Source organism: Arthrobacter livingstonensis, assembly GCF_003219815.1.
Taxonomy (GTDB): Bacteria; Actinomycetota; Actinomycetes; order Actinomycetales; family Micrococcaceae; genus Specibacter; species Specibacter livingstonensis.
Map to the genome: position 1 here is coordinate 1 of NZ_QJVD01000029.1, position 16,505 is coordinate 16,505.

7 protein-coding genes, 1 pseudogene and 1 riboswitch are annotated in these 16,505 nt (G+C 65.3%); of the genes and pseudogenes, 5 read left to right on the top strand and 3 right to left on the bottom strand.

The features are described 5' to 3' along the window. Nucleotides 1-137: 137 nt before the first annotated feature. Nucleotides 138-653 carry a histidine phosphatase family protein gene (locus tag CVV68_RS19230; protein WP_110502616.1) on the bottom strand — a complete coding sequence of 172 codons (516 nt, stop codon included), beginning with the start codon at nt 651-653 and terminating at the stop codon, nt 138-140. Between the two features lie 160 nt (nt 654-813). Beyond that, nucleotides 814-975: pseudogene (locus CVV68_RS25100) on the bottom strand (ATP-binding cassette domain-containing protein); the annotation flags it as partial. 311 nt (nt 976-1,286) lie between these two features. Next, nucleotides 1,287-1,365: riboswitch (Fluoride riboswitch) on the top strand. Nucleotides 1,366-1,386: 21 nt separating this feature from the next. Between CVV68_RS25100 and CVV68_RS19240 the strand changes: the two are divergent. From CVV68_RS19240 to CVV68_RS19250, 3 genes are read left to right on the top strand one after another with little or no spacing between them, the layout of a single operon-like run. Next, nucleotides 1,387-2,601: a P-loop NTPase family protein gene (locus tag CVV68_RS19240; protein ID WP_110502617.1), complete on the top strand. Its 1,215-nt coding sequence runs from the start codon at nt 1,387-1,389 to the stop codon at nt 2,599-2,601. Further along, the gene (locus CVV68_RS19245; RefSeq protein ID WP_110502618.1) at nt 2,601-2,957 is read left to right on the top strand and encodes a P-loop NTPase family protein; all 357 of its coding nucleotides are present in this window, start codon (nt 2,601-2,603) and stop codon (nt 2,955-2,957) included. The genes CVV68_RS19240 and CVV68_RS19245 overlap by 1 nt, the downstream gene beginning before the upstream one ends. After that, nucleotides 2,954-4,531 carry a MutS-related protein gene (locus CVV68_RS19250; protein ID WP_110502619.1) on the top strand — a complete coding sequence of 526 codons (1,578 nt, stop codon included), beginning with the start codon at nt 2,954-2,956 and terminating at the stop codon, nt 4,529-4,531. The genes CVV68_RS19245 and CVV68_RS19250 overlap by 4 nt, the downstream gene beginning before the upstream one ends. Nucleotides 4,532-4,708: 177 nt before the next feature. Here CVV68_RS19250 and CVV68_RS19255 read toward each other — a convergent pair whose 3' ends face one another. Further along, nucleotides 4,709-5,182 carry a hypothetical protein gene (locus CVV68_RS19255; protein WP_146238965.1) on the bottom strand — a complete coding sequence of 158 codons (474 nt, stop codon included), beginning with the start codon at nt 5,180-5,182 and terminating at the stop codon, nt 4,709-4,711. 339 nt (nt 5,183-5,521) lie between these two features. On the opposite strand from CVV68_RS19255, the gene CVV68_RS19260 reads away from it, so the two are divergent. Together CVV68_RS19260 and CVV68_RS19265 are read left to right on the top strand one after the other, a co-directional pair. Next, on the top strand, nt 5,522-5,791 hold the full coding sequence (locus CVV68_RS19260) for a hypothetical protein (protein WP_110502621.1): 270 nt from the start codon (nt 5,522-5,524) through the stop codon (nt 5,789-5,791). 150 nt (nt 5,792-5,941) lie between these two features. Continuing rightward, a complete protein-coding gene (locus CVV68_RS19265; protein ID WP_110502622.1) occupies nt 5,942-16,480 on the top strand; it encodes a non-ribosomal peptide synthetase in 10,539 nt (3,512 codons plus the stop codon). Nucleotides 16,481-16,505: the final 25 nt, after the last annotated feature.

A 16,505-nucleotide genomic window follows, 5' to 3' on the forward strand; every position in this document is an offset into this window, starting at 1 on the left:
CCGGTCCCCATTAGCGATATCCCTGGCGCCTGGCGAATCCCGGTGACAACACCCCCCGGATCATTGATGACTGGGGGCTTCAATCATGCCGGGACCGACAGGCCAACAACCCCAATTCATACTCGTTTAGGGGCTACTTAAAAGGTAACGGGGTCATTGGGCCGGAACCGGCCCGGGGCAAGGTCGGCGAGCAGGGCGCGGATGACGGCGTTGTGGGTGACGACGGCCACCGGTCCCCCGGGGGCGGTGTCCAGGACGGCGTCCAGGGCTGGCCGGGCCCGGGCCAGGACGGACTCGGTGCCCTCGACGCCGGGCGCCTGCCCGGGGCTGCCCCACCGGCCGGCCACGGTGAACTCGCTGTAGCCGGTCCAGGGCCCGTAGTCGCGGTCGGTAAAGCGGTCATCCGTGCTGTGGGGCACCCGGGACGTTTCGGCAATGATGCGGGCGGTGTCCGCTGCCCGGTCCAGGGGGCTTGAAATCACCTGGACCAGGCGTTTGGTGGCAAGAACCGTAGCGAGGGCATGGGCCTCAACCAGCCCGGCCTGGTCCAGGGCTGGGTTCGCGTGGCCGCGGATGTAGTGGCCGGCGTTGAGTCCGGTTTTTCCATGCCGCACCAGGTACACATGCCCGGTGTCCCCTGTCGTCTCCGTCATCACTGTTTCCTTTCCTGCATATTGGCACCCTTGCCGCCACCTTGCGGGTTCGGTACCCGAGTGGTGGCTTTGGAATGTATCGGCCAGCCTGCCAGGTGTTGAGCGTCGCGTCGTTTGGTGATTGGGGCGCCAGTAAGGGTGTCGTTGTGGGGTAACGGGGGTCCAGGCCGGCCATGATCATCAGAAGCGTTGATTTGCCGGAGCCGTTCGGGCCGACGACCCCTATTTTGGCGCCGGGGATCAGCGCGGCGGTGACTCCGGCACGGATCGCGCTCCCGCCACGAGCCACGCCCACGGCATTCAGGGCAAGGTTCACCACCATGACGTCACCGCCCCGCGGGCCCGGACCAGCTGGCATGTTTCTCGGCGGGCCACGGCCGGGAGCCACCTGTCCCGCAGGAGGTATTCCGGAAGAGAAGCAGTCATCGTCCCACCGCCCAAAACGCCGTTGCATCTTGTCCAAAGGTAGGGACCGTTGGCGGCCGTGGCCGCTAGTTCGAAAGGGTGGGACCCTCCACCCTGTTGCTATCTGCATCATACTCCACCACCGCCCCCCTGGACCCCGGACATCCGGGTCTGGTTCATGTGCCCGCCACTCGGTTGCCGTGGCAATCGCCTGCATTTCGGTTTATCATGGGCATGGGCGATGGAACCCGCCCGAGCCGACGTTTTCGGCTCAAACTGCCGCACGGCTTATGGCTCCTGTCCGCACGCAACGGACGGAGGCCGAACCATGCTTTCCAATACTGAACCCGCCATGGTCGTTGAACCGGGCACCAAATCCTTTTCCAGCATTTTGTTCATGCTTCCCCAAGCGGCACCGCTCCGCCCGGAGCAGCAGTCCTTCCTCGCCGACCTGCAACTCAACCACGTCATCCAGAACGTGACGGCGGGGCGGGAGCCCTACGATCTCGTTCCCCTTTTCCTCAGCCCCCTTGCAAGCGTGGAGGAGATCACCTACCGCCACCAGGTCATCTCCGACCTTGAAGACGGTGTCATTCGGGCCATGATTGATTCGTGGGCCCGCAGTCTCCAGGAAATGCGCAGCCACCTGGTCCAGGCCGCCGCACTTCGCTACCAGTACCAGCGCGAGGACGTTTTTGTCGTCGCAGCTGAGTGCTATTGCTCCGCGGTCGAAGCACTCCGTCGCGATTTGGACGACGCCGATCCCACCTCGCCGGGGCTTCTGGCCTTCAGGGACTACGTACGCGGCCAGGCAGCTTCGGAGGCGTTCCACACTCTGGGAACAGAATCACGGGCGGTCCTAAAAAGCCTCAAGGAGATCAGGTACTGCCTTCGGATCAAGGGCAGCCGGGTGACAGTCTCCCGCTACGATGGCCAAACCGACCACGCCGCAGAGGTTCAGGAGACCTTCCAACGCTTCCAACAACACCAGCTCGGCGCCTTTGAAGACAAAAGCCGGACCATCCTTGAGATGGACCATCTCGAAGCCATGATCATGGAGCGAGCGGCAAAACTCTTCCCGGATGTCTTTGCTTCCCTGGACCGTTTCTTCCAGGACAATCAGGACTTTGCCGACGAGGTGATGCTCCGCTTTGACCGGGAAATCCAGTTCTACCTGGCCTACCTGGACCACGCCGGACCCCTCGCGGACGCAGGGCTCCACTTTTGCCTCCCGACAGTGTCGACTTCCAGGGACCTGCGCGTGGAGGATACCTTCGACCTGGCCTTGGCCCATGTGCTTGCAGCCAAGCACCGGCCGGTGGTGTGCAACGATTTCCGGTTGCGTGCCCCGGAACGGATCTTTGTTGTTTCGGGGCCGAACCAGGGCGGCAAGACAACGTTTGCGCGCACCATTGGCCAGCTCCACTACCTGGCGTCCCTGGGGCTGCCTGTCCCCGGCACACGGGCCGAGCTGTTTTTGCCGGACAAAATATTCACGCATTTTGAACGCGGTGAAAACACGGCGGACCTGCGGGGAAACTGATGGACGACCTGGTCCGCATCCACGACATCCTCCAACACGCCACACCCGAGAGCCTGGTGATCCTCAATGAGATATTCACCTCCACCACCCTCGCCGATGCCATCGACCTGGGCGGAAAGATCCTGGGCAGGATCACCGCGATGGGCTTGGTCTGCGTGTGCGTGACCTTCGTGGACGAACTGGCCTCCTTGAACCAGGCCACAGTCAGCATGGTCAGCACCGTCGATGAAAACGACCCGGCGAAACGGACCTTCAAAGTCATTCGCAAACCAGCCGACGGGCTCGCCTACGCCATGGTCCTCGCCCGGAAATACCGTCTCACCCACGACCAACTCAAGGAACGGATCATCCCATGAAGGCCTTCCTGATGTACGACGACAGGGACCTCGGCCGGGTCGTCGAGAGCTCCACTACTTCCCGGGCGCTGGCCCGTGACCTGGACCTGGAACGCCTCTTCACGGCCATGGCAGCCGAAGACCCTTACCTGTACGACGCTGCGCAAAAAGCGTTGCGGACACCCCTGACCACGGTTGGGGACATCACCTACCGCCAACAAAACCTCATCGACGCCCTGGAGAACCCCGACACCGTCCGGGCGCTCTACGCCCTCGCCGAAGACACCGTCGCCGCGGAAAAGAAGATCTACCACAGCATCTTCTTCAACTACCCCGACGCGATCCTGCGCCGATCCATCGAGTCCCTGGAACTGCTCATCGGCATGATGCGCCGCCTACGCACCATCACCGACGACAACAAGGACAAATTCCACTCACCCGGATTCACCAGGTTCTTCACCATGATCACCGACGAACTCAACGAAGACTACTTCCAACTCGCCACCCAGCACCTGGACCTGCTGCGCCTGCACCACGGCGTCCTGATCAGCGCGGGACTGGGCTACGCAAACAAGGGTGAGCAGTACACACTGAGGCGCCCCAACCGGCAGGACGGCAACTGGCTCCAACGGATCTACAAACGGCAAGACGAGTCCTATTCCTTCGACATCCACCCCCGCGACGAAGCCGGGGCCCGCGCCCTCGCCGAACTCCACAACCACGGCATCGCCCTGGCAGCCCACGCCCTGGACCAGGCCGACGCCCACATCGTCAGCTTCTTCACCATGCTCCGTGCCGAACTCGCCTTCTACATCGGGTGCCTGAACCTGTGCCAGGTCCTTGACGCCAACGGCGGACCAATCTGCTTCCCCAAACCCGAACCCGTGAACCAGCTCGAGCTCGGTGCCCGGAACCTCCATGACCTCTCCCTGGTCCTCGCCGGGACGGCCAGGGTGGTCGGCAACGACATGGATGCCGGCGGCCGCAATCTCATCGTGGTCACCGGAGCCAACGAAGGCGGGAAGTCAACATTCCTACGCAGCCTGGGCACATCACAGCTAATGATGCAGTGCGGCATGTTCGTCTGCGCCGACTACTTCACCTCAAGCATCAGCAACGGGATCCACACCCACTACAAACGCGAGGAAGACACCGAACTCCAAAGCGGGAAGCTCGATGAGGAACTGGACCGGATGAGCGCCATCGCAGACAACCTCGCCCGGCACTCACTCGTGCTTTTCAATGAATCCTTCTCAGCCACCAACGAACGGGAAGGATCCGCCATCGCCAGGAACATCATCTCAGCCCTGCTGGATACCAACATGAGGGTCGTTTTCGTCACGCATTTCTTCGACCTCGCCCACGGGTTATACTCCCAACACCTGCCTAACGCCCTCTTTCTACAGGCACAGCGGGAAGCCAACGGCCGGCGGACACACCGGATCGTCCAAGGCGAACCCATTTTCACCAGCTTCGGTGAAGACCTCTACCGCCAGATCTTCAGCCAAGCACCCGAATCCAGCCCACGCTGTCCCGCCGGTGTGGCGCCCAACGGACAAAAACCAACGCCATACCCGGAAACCGACGAGACCTGAAACCGTTTCAACAGACCATGCCAAGACGCCACAAAAGCCTGAAAAGCTCATCTGCAGACTAAACGATCTGAATCCAGCAGCCGAGTCTGAATTTGCATCGCGGGAGCCACCCCCTGAACAGTTCCGTTGACTGGCGACGCTCAACACAGACCCAAGGCTGCCGGCGGTCCTCGCGCGTTAGAAACAGCGCATTCCCAAACGCTTTGCAGCGATGTGCAGCGCGTCAGTGCGCAAGATGATGGCAGCTTCGGACTCGGAGTGAAGGGATTCGTTTCCCAGTCCATCATCCCGGCGCCGCAGCCAGTAGGCGAAACACTCGCCGCCAAACTTGCTGTTGTAACGAATCCCGAGAGCTCGCGTCCCATCATCAAGAACGAGCCCGCGCAACCAGCTGGCAATGCGGGTGGTCACTTCCCGGTTGGGCGCATGGAGTTCGGCCAGAGTGACTTCAGCGCAGCCGGTGGCAGCGTGAAGGTCTTCACCCAGAATTCGACGGACGGCAGCGAGAGTCTCCCGGTGGCCAATATCAACCCACCACCCGGGTTCGGCAAGCCGCAGGTGATACAGGCGGAGGCGGACCCGCCACTGGGCCGGCAGGCTGCCTCGGCCCATGAACGAGCTTTCATCCCACTCCCTGCCGACGGCAGCCACAAAATCCTCCAACGACAGGCCCAACGCGGCAGCGTCCTTCTCCAACGAACTGCGACCGCCCAGCTTTTAGGCGAACGGAGAGAGCACCTCCTGAAAGGCACTTTCCGGCGAGGACGCAAAATACACGGTGCTCCCGGTCGTATCAGAACCCCTCCGGCCTGTGACGTCATGGCGCAGTCCGTGGTGCTCATGGCCGTGTTGGCGAAGACGCAGCCCGGTTTCAAATTGTGGGCGGGAATACCCATCTGAGGCTGGGTTGGTTCCGAATGTCCTATGACTCCGCCTGGTAACTCATCGCCTGCGGCAAAGAAAAAGTGACGACAACACCAGGAGAATACAGTGCAGACCTCAGCAAAGACCATTGGAACGATCTCCATCGCAGCAGCCTTTGCCATTGGCGGACTCGCCGTGGGGACCGGACCTGCGAGCGCCGCGACCACAACCCCTGCGGCCGCCAGCCAAACCTTCCCCGCGACGTCGACGTCCATTTTGGGCGGCTCCTTCTTCAACGGCGCCCTCATCTCCGGGCCGCTCTTGGGCGCACCCCTGGTCAACGGGCCGCTGGTGTCCATCCCCTTCGGCCCGCTGCAGCTGGGCCAGTTCCAGTAACCCTCGCTACCTCGTATGGTGCCAAGCATTCAATCCGGGGCAGGTCCAACCACTGCCTGCCTCGGGTTGCAAGGCTCCGAGACCATTCGTCGTGTTCCCGCACCAGCCAGCCCCGGCCTTCGCCGGGAAACCGCGATCTTGAGAAGGCCCATGTCCCAGCACGCATATTCCATGTCTTCGTTCCACACCGGCGCCCGCCGCGACCTGACAATGGCGCAGCGGGGCATTTGGTACGCCCAAAATCTGGAGCCGGAAAATCCGATGTACCAGATTGCGCAGTTTGTGGATATTCACGGCGACCTTGATGCCGGGCTGATGTGCCTGGCGGTGCGGACGGCCATCGCCGAGACGGATGCCTTGAATGTGCGCTTCGCCGAGGACGACCACGGCCCGCACCAGCTCATCTCGCCGTCGCGGGTACAGCTGCATGTGACTGATCTGCGCAGTTGGGAGGGGCGCACCGGCGCGGCCGCCGGACACGCCCGGACGTTGATGGACGACGATCTCGCCGAGGCGCGCAATGTGGCCACGGACCCGCTGCTCCACGTGGAACTGTTTCGGGTCGGGGACCACAGGTACTTCTTTTACCAGCGCGTGCACCACTTGATGCTTGACGGCTACTCCGCCGTGCTTGTGCTCAAGCGCGTCGCCGCGATCTACAACGAACTGCTCGCCAACGGCTCGGACGAACCAGCTGGTGCAGCGGAGGGCGCATCCAAAGTGTTCCCGTCGCTGGATTCACTGTTGTTGGACGAGGCCGGCTATGTGGAGTCCCGCCATGCCGAAGCCGACAAGGAATTCTGGCAGGACGCCCTGGCAGACGCCGGGCCTGCGCCGGGGCTGGCAGAACGCCCCACCCGCAATGCCATAGGACTGGTTCGCCTGTCAGCGGCTCTCCCCCGGGACATTGTGGTCGGGCTTGCCGCCGGATCAGCCAGTGCGCCAGCGCTCATTCTCGCTGCTGCGGCCATCTACCTGCACAAAATGACGGGCGAGAGGCACGTTTCCCTTGCCTTGCCGGTCACAGCACGCCGCGGCGCAGTGGCAAAGTCCGTTCCGTCGATGCTGTCGAACATCGTCCCCGTCCGCTTTGAAGTGTCGCCCGAAGAAACGCTCCAAGGCACCATTGTGAACGCGGGCGGCTCCCTGCGCAATGCCCTGATCCACCAGAGGTTCCGCCATGGGGGCCTCAATGCACGCCCAGGCTACATTGGGCCGTCGATCAACATCCTGCCGATCGTTGACGGCATCAATTTTGGCCCGTCCAACGCAACCATGAACATCCTTTCCACTGGCCCGATCGACGACCTCTCGATCGTGATCCACGGATTGCAGCCGGGACAGGGCAGCGCCGTTGACAGCGCCGAGAACGTCACCATCCAATTTGAAGCCAACTCCCAGCTGTACAGCCGCGACGCCGTCAGGGACCACCTTCAGCGCTTTACCCGCCTGCTCGGCAAAATCACCGCGGCCCCCGGCACCATAGTTGCCGCCCTCACCGTAACGACGCCGGAGGAAGAGCGGGAACTGTTGGCGTTGGGCGGTGCGGAGTCCATGAGCCTGCCAGCCCACACTGTTGCCGAAGAATTCGAAGTCCACGCAGCATCAACACCCGCGGCCCGGGCCCTGGTGGCTGCGGACGGTGAGCTCAGCTTTGCCGAACTCGACCAAAGATCCAACCAGTTGGCGCACTACCTGCGCCGCCGGGGAGCCCAGGCCGGCGAATCGGTGGCCGTGCGCCTGGGACGGAGCACCCTCCTGGCCGTCGCCATTGTGGCAATACTGAAGTCCGGCGCCGCCTACGTTCCGATCGACCCCGACTACCCCGAAGGTCGGGTCCAGGCCATGTTGGAGGACGCCGCACCGCTGCTCCTGCTGACCTCCTCAGAGTTCACCGATCCGCAGTCGAAGCACCACCTGGCAAGCCCCGTGCCTGAAGTGGTCCTTGACGACACCGCCGTGGAAGCAACCCTTTCCGGCCTGCCGCCGCGCCGGCCGGAAACCATCGCGGCCGGCCAGCACGACCTCGCCTACATCATCTTCACCTCAGGATCCACCGGCCGGCCCAAGGCAGTTGGCGTCGAACACCGCGCGCTGCTGAACCTTTATTTCTCACACCGCGAAGACATTTTCCGTCCCGCCGAGGCCAGGCTGGGCCGCACCCTGCGGGTGGCCCACACGGCAGGGCTCTCCTTCGACGCATCGTGGGATCCGATCCTGTGGCTCATGGCCGGTCATGAACTCCACCTGGTCGACGACCTCACCCGCCGGGACCCGCAGGCCCTGGCCAAGTATCTGGCACAGCAGCGGATCGACAGCATTGAAACCACTCCGTCCTTTGCCAAGGCGCTCCTGGCGGAAGGGCTGTTCGACGGCGGCACGCACCCCTCCGTGGTGGCGCTGGGCGGCGAAGCGGTTGACCCGACGTTGTGGGGTGTGCTCGCCCAAATCGACGGCGTCACGGCCTACAATTTCTACGGCCCCACCGAAACCACCGTGGACAGCATGACGGCCATCATGGAACCTGGCATTGCCCCGCACCTGGGTTCCTCGGTGGCCAACAGCCGCCACTACATCCTGGACTCCGGGCTGAACCCTGTGCCGGGAAACGCCATTGGCGAGCTCTACGTCGCCGGGCACAACGTGGCACGGGGCTATCTCGATCAGCCCGAACTCAGTTCCGAACGCTTCATCGCAGATCCTTTCGCTTCTGACGGTTCGCGCATGTACCGCACCGGCGACGTGGTCCGACGGCTGGCCAACTCCGGGGTTGAGTTCCTGGGCCGCATTGACCAGCAGGTCAAGATCCGGGGTTTCAGGATTGAACTGTCCGAAATCGAGGAAGTGCTCCGTGGCACCCCCGGCGTAAACCATGCCGCCGTCGTCGTGTCCAAAAACCGGGCCGGCTACGACCAGCTGCTGGGTTACATCACCAGTGAAGATGAGGTCGACACTGCGGCCATCCGCGCCGCCATCCGCCACAGCCTGCCGGACTACATGGTCCCGTCCGCGATTGTGCGCATCCCCCGGATCCCGCTGACCCCCAATGGAAAGCTGGACACCAAGGCACTGCCGGAGCCTGACACCGGCAGCACCTCGGCGGCACCGCACAACGATGCCGAACGAACGGTCTCGGAGGCCTTCTTGGAGGTGCTGGGCCTGGACGAGGTGGGGCGCGACGACGACTTCTTCGAACTGGGCGGCCATTCATTGCTGGCCACCCGGCTGGTGGCCGTGTTGCGTGGAAAGCTTGGATCCGCCCCGACACTGCGCACCGTCTTTGAATTTCCCACTGTCGCCGGCATCGCCCAGACCTTGGACGCTCCAGTGCCAGGTTCGCGTCCGTTGGGCCGCCAGGAGCGCCCCAGTCCCCTGCCGCTCTCCCATGCCCAGCGCCGCCTGTGGTTCCTGAACCGCTTCGAACCGGCGTCCGGGGCCTACAACATTCCGATCGTGCTCAGGCTTTCCGGTCAGCTGGATGTCGCCGCGCTGGAAAGGGCCGTCAACGACGTTGTGGCACGCCATGAAAGCCTGCACACCGTGTTCGCGTTGACGGACGGCGAACCGGAACAGCGGATCCTCCCGGCGAACCAGGCCAAGGTTCCGCTCACCGCCGTGCAAACCACGGCGGAGCACCTGGACCGCGTGGTCCAGGCCGAGTCAGCCCGCGGCTTCGACGTCGCCACCGAGCTTCCGCTGCGCGCTGCGCTTTTCCAGCTCGGTGCCCGGGAGCATGTCCTGCTGTTGACCCTGCACCACATCGCCGCCGACGGCTGGTCGCTGGGACCGCTGGCAGCCGACCTGTCCACGGCCTACTCCGCCCGTGCCCGGAACGCGCACCCGGACTTCACGCCACTGCCGGTGCAGTACGCGGACTATGCGCTTTGGCAGCGCGCAGAGCTGGGCAGCGAAGACGATTCACAGAGCCCCATCTCCCGCCAGCTGGCGTTCTGGAAAGCCGAGCTGGACGGGTGCCCCGAGGAGCTGGCCCTGCCCTTCGACAGCGCCCGCGGCACACGGGCGGCACCGTGGGGCCCGGCCTCCGTGCCTCTGGAGATCGGTGCCGAAACCCATGAACGGCTCTCGTCCCTGGCCAGGGAGCACAATGCCAGCCTCTTCATGGTGCTGCAGGCCGTCTTCGCGGCATTACTGACGAAGCTCGGTGCAGGCACGGACATTCCCATCGGAACCCCGGTTGCCGGCCGCCCGGACACTGCCCTCGATGACCTCGTGGGCTTCTTTGTCAACACCCTGGTGCTGCGGACCGACACCTCGAACAACCCCACAGCCGGGGAACTCATTGACGCCGTGCGGTTCACCAACCTGCGTGCCTATGCCAACCAGGACGCGCCGTTCGATCGGGTTGTTGAAGAACTAAACCCGGCCCGCTCGCAGGACCGTCACCCCTTGTTCCAGGTCATGCTCACACTCGCCAACGGCGCACCCGAACAGCTCTCGATGCCGGGCCTGCGCGCCACGGCGGACCGGTCCACTGAACCGGGAGGAGCCAAATTCGACCTGCTGCTGGACCTGGCCGAGGAAGGCCCCGGCTCAGGCCTGCGCGGATCGCTCAGCTACGATCCGGCCCTCTTTGAACCGGCTACTGCAGCCATGGTCGCCCAACGCTTCCTGCACATGGTGGAACAGTTTGTGGCCCGCCCCCAAACGCCCTTGTCCAGGCTCCAGGTGGCAACGGCCGAAGAAGCCGCCCGGGTCCGCGACCTGGGCCGGGGACCCATGGCCAGGAACGGACAGGGCACGGTGCTCGATGAATTTGCGGCCACCGCCGCCCGCCATCCCGGCCGGACCGCCGTCAGCGACGGAACGGGAACCTTGACCTTTGCCGAACTTTTCGACGCCGTCGAACTGCTCGCAGCGGGCCTCACCGCCTCAGGGGTGCAGCCCGGCGAGCGGGTCGCAGTCGCACTGCCCCGCACGAATGACGTTGTCTGCGCAACCCTGGCCGTGCTGCGTGCCGGGGCGGTCCACGTTCCCGTGGACCTGGGCTACCCGGCCGAACGGATAGGCCTGATCCTGGACGACAGCGCACCGAAACTTACCATCGCCGCAGGGAATCTTGAAGAGCTAAGGGAAGCAGGACGGCAGGAGTCTGCCGCCGTGGCGCTGGCTGCGCTGGCCATCAGCCCCACGGACCAGGCCTACGTCATCTACACGTCCGGTTCCACCGGCACTCCCAAGGGCGTCGCCGTTGGCCATGCGGCCCTGGCCAACCTGTTTTACCAGCACCGAGAGACCATCTATGCCGAAACGTTCGGGGCCGGGGCCCTTGAAACCGGCGACGGCAGTGGCCCGGCAGTGGCCCACATTGCCGGGCTCGGTTTTGATGCGGCCTGGGATCCAATGCTATGGCTGGTTGCCGGCGCCACCTTGCACATGGTCGCCGACGACACCAGGACCGACGCGGAGGCGCTGGTTCAGTTCTGCGCCGCGAACGCCATCACCGTGCTGGAAAGCACACCCTCCTACGTCCGCGCCCTGCTGCTGTCAGGGCTGCTGGACATCCCGAGGCCCACGCCGCTGGTCTTGGTCCTGGGTGGCGAGAGCTTGCCGGCCGAACTGTGGCAGGAGCTGGCCGGGGACGAAAGCGTCGCAGCCTACAACTTCTACGGACCCACCGAATTCACCGTCGACTCGGTGCTGACCCGCATCACCGGCCCCGTGCCGAACATCGGCAGGCCTGTGAGGAATGTCGAAAGTTACGTTCTTGACGAATATCTCGGGGCCGTGCCGCAGGGCGTCACCGGCGAACTCTACCTGGCCGGTGCGGGGATGGCCGCCGGGTACGTCAACCGAACCGCCGAAACCGCCAGCCACTTCGTCGCCAACCCGCACCGCGACGGCGCGAGGATGTACCGCACGGGCGACCTGGTGCGGCGGCTCCGGGGCGGCGAGTTGCAATTTGTGGCCCGCACCGACGAGCAGCTGAAGATCCGCGGCTTCCGGGTTGAGCCCGGCGAGATTGAAAGTGTGATCCGAGGCCACGAACAGGTCCAGCACGCCGCAGTGGTGGTGGAAGCCGGCGCAGCCGGGCGCATCATTGGCTACTACGTTGGAGATGCCGCTCCCGAAGACCTGCTGCGCTTCGCCTCTCTCCGCCTGCCCGAGTACATGATGCCCAAGGCCCTCGTGGCCCTGGTGGAGATTCCCCTGACATCACACGGCAAGCTGGACAAGCGCGCACTTCCCGCCCCAGCCGCCCCCGGCTCGGGATCCAGGGAGCCGCGGACGGAACCGGAAAAGGTGGTCTGCGCGGCCTTCGGCACGGTCCTGGGTGTCGATGGGGTGCACCTGGATGACGACTTCTTTGAACTCGGCGGCCACTCGCTGCTGGCCGTCGCCCTGATCGCCAAGCTGCGCGAAAAATTCAGCACGGACCTGGCCTTGCGGGCCATCTTTGAGTCCCCCACCCCGGCAGCCCTGTTGCGGCTGCTGGCAGCCATCCCCGAAAGCGGCGCTGAAGGCGGTCCCGAAGGCAGTGCAGGGCCGGTGCCAGGCACCTCCGTCGATGCTTGGGCCAGGGCGAACAAGGACCACCGCCCGGAACGGATTCCGCTCTCCTACGCACAATCACGGCTGTGGTTCCTGAACCAGCTTGACCCGGGCTCGGCAGACTACAACATCGCCTTGGCCGTCCGGCTGACCGGGGAACTGAACACAGATGCGCTGGCGCAGGCCATCGATGACCTGGCGGCACGCCATGAGGTCCTGCGCACCAGCTACCCCGCACGAGAGGGAACTCCGGAACAACTGATCCACCCGGCGTCCGCCGTCACCGGGCTGTTGTCCCTCCAGGACGCCACCTCCCCGGGCGGGCTGGCACGCCTGCTCTCCGACGAGGCCGCACGCGGCTTCGATGTGGTGCATGACCTACCCCTGAGGGCCACGCTCTTCGGGATTGACGACGACGAATGGGTGCTCCAGCTGGTGGTCCACCACATTGCCAGCGACGGCGCATCCCTGGCCCCCCTGGCCCGGGACATCTCCACCGCCTACTCTGCCCGCTGCAGCGGCGCCAGCCCCATGCAACGGGCCCTGGGGCTGCAATACGCGGACTTCGCCCTGTGGCAGCGCCAGCTGCTGGAGGGCGTGCCCGCGGCAGGCGGATCCACCGGCGACGACGCACCAAAACCGGTTCTGGACGCCAAGCTGCGCAGCTGGAAGGAAACCCTGGCAGGCGCTCCCCCCGAGTTGGCGCTGCCCGCCGACGGAACGCGCGCTCCCGGCGCCCGCCAGCCGGGCGGCCAGCAATCCTTCACGCTCGAGCCGGAGACTACGGCCGCACTGGCCCGGCTCGCCTCCTCACAGCGCGCCAGCCTCTTCATGGCACTGCACGCCGCACTGGGCGGATTCCTCTCGCGGCTTGGCGCCGGCAACGACCTGGTGATCGGCTCCCCGACCGCGGGACGGACGGATCCGGCACTGACGGAACTGATCGGCTTTTTCGTCAATACCGTCCCGATCCGGCTGGGTGCCCTCGGCAACCCCAGCTTCCGTGAACTGCTCGACGCCGCCCGGCGCAGCGTGCTTGACGCTTTCGACAACGACGACGTCCCCTTTGAGCGCTTGGTGGAGGCGCTTAACCCGCCCCGCGAGCTGGGCCGGCATCCGGTCTTCCAAACCATGCTGGCGCTGGAAACCACAGCCCGTGCCGCCGTCGAACTTCCCGGCGTGCACGCCCTGGCCGAGCCGGAGGTGGCTACCGGGGAAGCAAAGTTCGATCTGTCGTTCACCTTCCGGGAACTGGGGCCGGAGCTGGGCCTGGCTGCCACGCTTGCCTACAATGCGGCCATGTTCAGCAGCAGCGCCATCGCCGCATTGATCCGGCGTTTCGAGGCGTTTGTGCGGTTGGCCGTGCAGGAACCGGACCACGCCATTTCCACCCTCCCCATCCTGTCGCCGGACGAAATCGACGCCTTGATCGCGGCCACGACCGGCCCCGTCCCTACCGCCGACCCCCCGCCACTCCTGGAGGTTTTTGCCCGGACGGTCGCCCGTTCCCCGGATGACACGGCCGTTGTTTGCGGCGGCCGGTCGCTCTCGTTTGCGGCCTTGGATGCGGCCGTCTCACAAGTGGCTCGCGCCCTGCTTGGCGCAGGCGTCCAGGCCGGGGAGCTGGTCTCGGTGTACTTGCCAAGGTCGCTGCACACGGTGGTGGCAGCCCTGGGCGTGCTGCGGGCCGGCGCGGTCTACAGCCCCATTGACACGGACTACCCCGCCGACCGGGTGGCGGCCATCCTCGAAGATGCCGGCGCAGTCGCCGTCATCAGCACCGAAACCATGGAGTCCGCCCTCAACGACGGCCTCGCAGCGGCCGGCATGGCCGGCACCGCCGTGCTGCGGATGGAGAAGCTGCCGGTGCCCGGACCGGCCGCCCTGCCGCCCGGGGGCCGAGCCGGACTGGCAGTTCAGGGAGCCGACCGGCTGGCCTATGTCATGTTCACCTCAGGTTCCACCGGCCGGCCCAAGGGGGTTGAAATCAGCCACGGCGCCCTGGCCAACTTGCTCGCATCACACCGGGAAACACTTTTTCCCGGTACCACCGAGCGGGCCGCCGAGGGACCCTTGCGGGTGGCTCACACCACCGGCGTCGGCTTTGATGCCTCCTGGGACCCGCTGTTGTGGATGGTCGACGGGCACGAACTGCACCTGGTCACCGACGAGGTCCGGCTAAATCCCCAGCGTCTCGCCGGGTACTTCGCCGAGCACGGCATCGGGGCCTGGGAGACCACCCCTGGCTATGTTCGCCAGCTGCTGGCCGAACCGGACTTTTCCACGATGCTGGACGGGCGCGCCACCAAAGGCCGCCCGCCGCTGCGGCTGGCCCTGGGCGGGGAGGCCTTTGACGCAGCCCTGTGGGATGACCTTGCCTCGCGCAGTTCGGTGCGGGCGTGGAACCTTTACGGACCCACCGAGTCGACGGTTGACTCGCTGGTCGCCGTCGTGCCGGGTTTCCCGGACGCCGGATCCAGGCCCGGGCCTGGACACCCCGTGCTCGGCACCCCCACCCAAAACTCCCGCGCCTACGTCCTGGACAGCTACCTGCAGCACGTGCCGGCAGGGGCCGGCGGCGAACTCTACCTGGCCGGACCGCAGCTGGCCCGCGCTTACAAGGGCCGGCCCGAGCTCACCTCCGAACGGTTTGTCGCCGACCCCTTCGGCATCCCCGGGGACCGGATGTACCGCACCGGTGACCTGGTGACGCGAAGTACCGGCGGCGAGATCCTCTTCCAGGGCCGCAACGACCACCAGGTCAAGATCCGCGGCTTCCGGGTGGAACTGGGCGAAGTGGAACGGGCGCTGCGTGCCGTGCCCGGCGTCGCCGCTGCCGCAGCCCTGGTGCGGGACGGCGAAGCTGCCGGTGGAACGCGCCTGCCGGGCACCGCAAGGCTGCTGGCCTATGTGGTACCGGAACCGGACCCCCGTGCGGAATCGACGGATGCGGCCCCACGGGCGGGCCAGGAACTTGCCGAGCAGGCCAGGTCGCAGCTGCGTTTGGCACTGCCGGGATACATGGTGCCCGCCGCCGTCGTGGTTGTTGAACGCATACCGCTGACGCTCAATGGAAAGGTCGACGCCGCGGCGCTGCCCGATCCGGACGGCCAGGACCGCAGTGCCGGGCTGGCACCCCGTACACCGAGGGAGAAAGCGGTGGCCCAGGTCTTTGCGGACGTGCTGTCCCTTGCGCAGGTCGGGGTCGACGAGTCGTTCTTTGAACTTGGCGGGCACTCCTTCCTGGCGCAGCCGCTCATTTCCAAGGTGAATGACGCCTTGGGCACCGACCTTCCCGTGCAGGCACTGTTCCGCTCCCCCAGTGTGCAACAGCTGCTGGCGGAGGCTTCAAGGGGCAAGCAGGAGAATGTTGCCGACAGCCTGCGGCAGCTGCTTCCGCTGCGCACCACCGGCAGCAAGGCGCCCCTCTTTGCCGTGCACCCGGCCACGGGAGTCAGCTGGGGCTATGCCGCCATGCTGCGCCGGCTGGACAAGGAACGGCCGTTGATCGGGCTCCAGATGCCCGGCATGCTCCCCGGCCGTGACCAGGGTCTCCAGGTACAAACACTGACGGAGCTGGCCGACGACTACATTGCCCAACTTCAACAGGTGCAGCCCGAAGGTCCGTACCACCTGCTCGGCTGGTCCTTCGGCGGCAACCTGGTGCACCGACTGGCCACCAGGCTCCAGGAATTGGGCCACGAAGTGGCGTTCCTGGGGATTTTGGACGCCTTCCCTACGGCACAGGACGCCAATGGCGACATTGGCACCGGCCCGGTCCTGTGGCAGAACTACCTGAATGCCGCCGGCTTCCCCGCGCCGGGCGGTGAGGCGGCAAGCCTGGACGGCGCGCGCGTGTTGGAGATCCTGCGGGAGAACCACAATCCTTTGGGCAGCATCCCGCTGGAATCCCTGAACGCCATGGTGGAGAACTTCTCCGTGCTGGCGCGCATGATCCGTGAGGGCGATGTGGGCGTGTTCGACGGCGAATTGTCCGTCTTCCGTGCGACCGCGGACGTCCGGGCGGGGTCGCCGTCGTCGGAGTCCTGGGAGCCGTTCGTGACCGGGAGGATCACCGACACGGCCGTTCCGGCACGGCACTCGGACATGCTCAGCGAACGCGCGCTCGATCACATCCTGCCCGTGCTGGCAATCCAGCTGGGCCAGGGCGCCGAATAACTGATAACGGCGCGGCTCGGAACGG

Coding starts and splice junctions, on each gene's coding strand:
- CVV68_RS19245 (WP_110502618.1), top strand. CDS start 2,601: ATGGACGACCTGGTCCGCATCCACGACATCCTCCAACACGCCACACCC.
- CVV68_RS19240 (WP_110502617.1), top strand. CDS start 1,387: ATGCTTTCCAATACTGAACCCGCCATGGTCGTTGAACCGGGCACCAAA.
- CVV68_RS19250 (WP_110502619.1), top strand. CDS start 2,954: ATGAAGGCCTTCCTGATGTACGACGACAGGGACCTCGGCCGGGTCGTC.
- CVV68_RS19265 (WP_110502622.1), top strand. CDS start 5,942: ATGTCCCAGCACGCATATTCCATGTCTTCGTTCCACACCGGCGCCCGC.
- CVV68_RS19230 (WP_110502616.1), bottom strand. CDS start 653: ATGACGGAGACGACAGGGGACACCGGGCATGTGTACCTGGTGCGGCAT.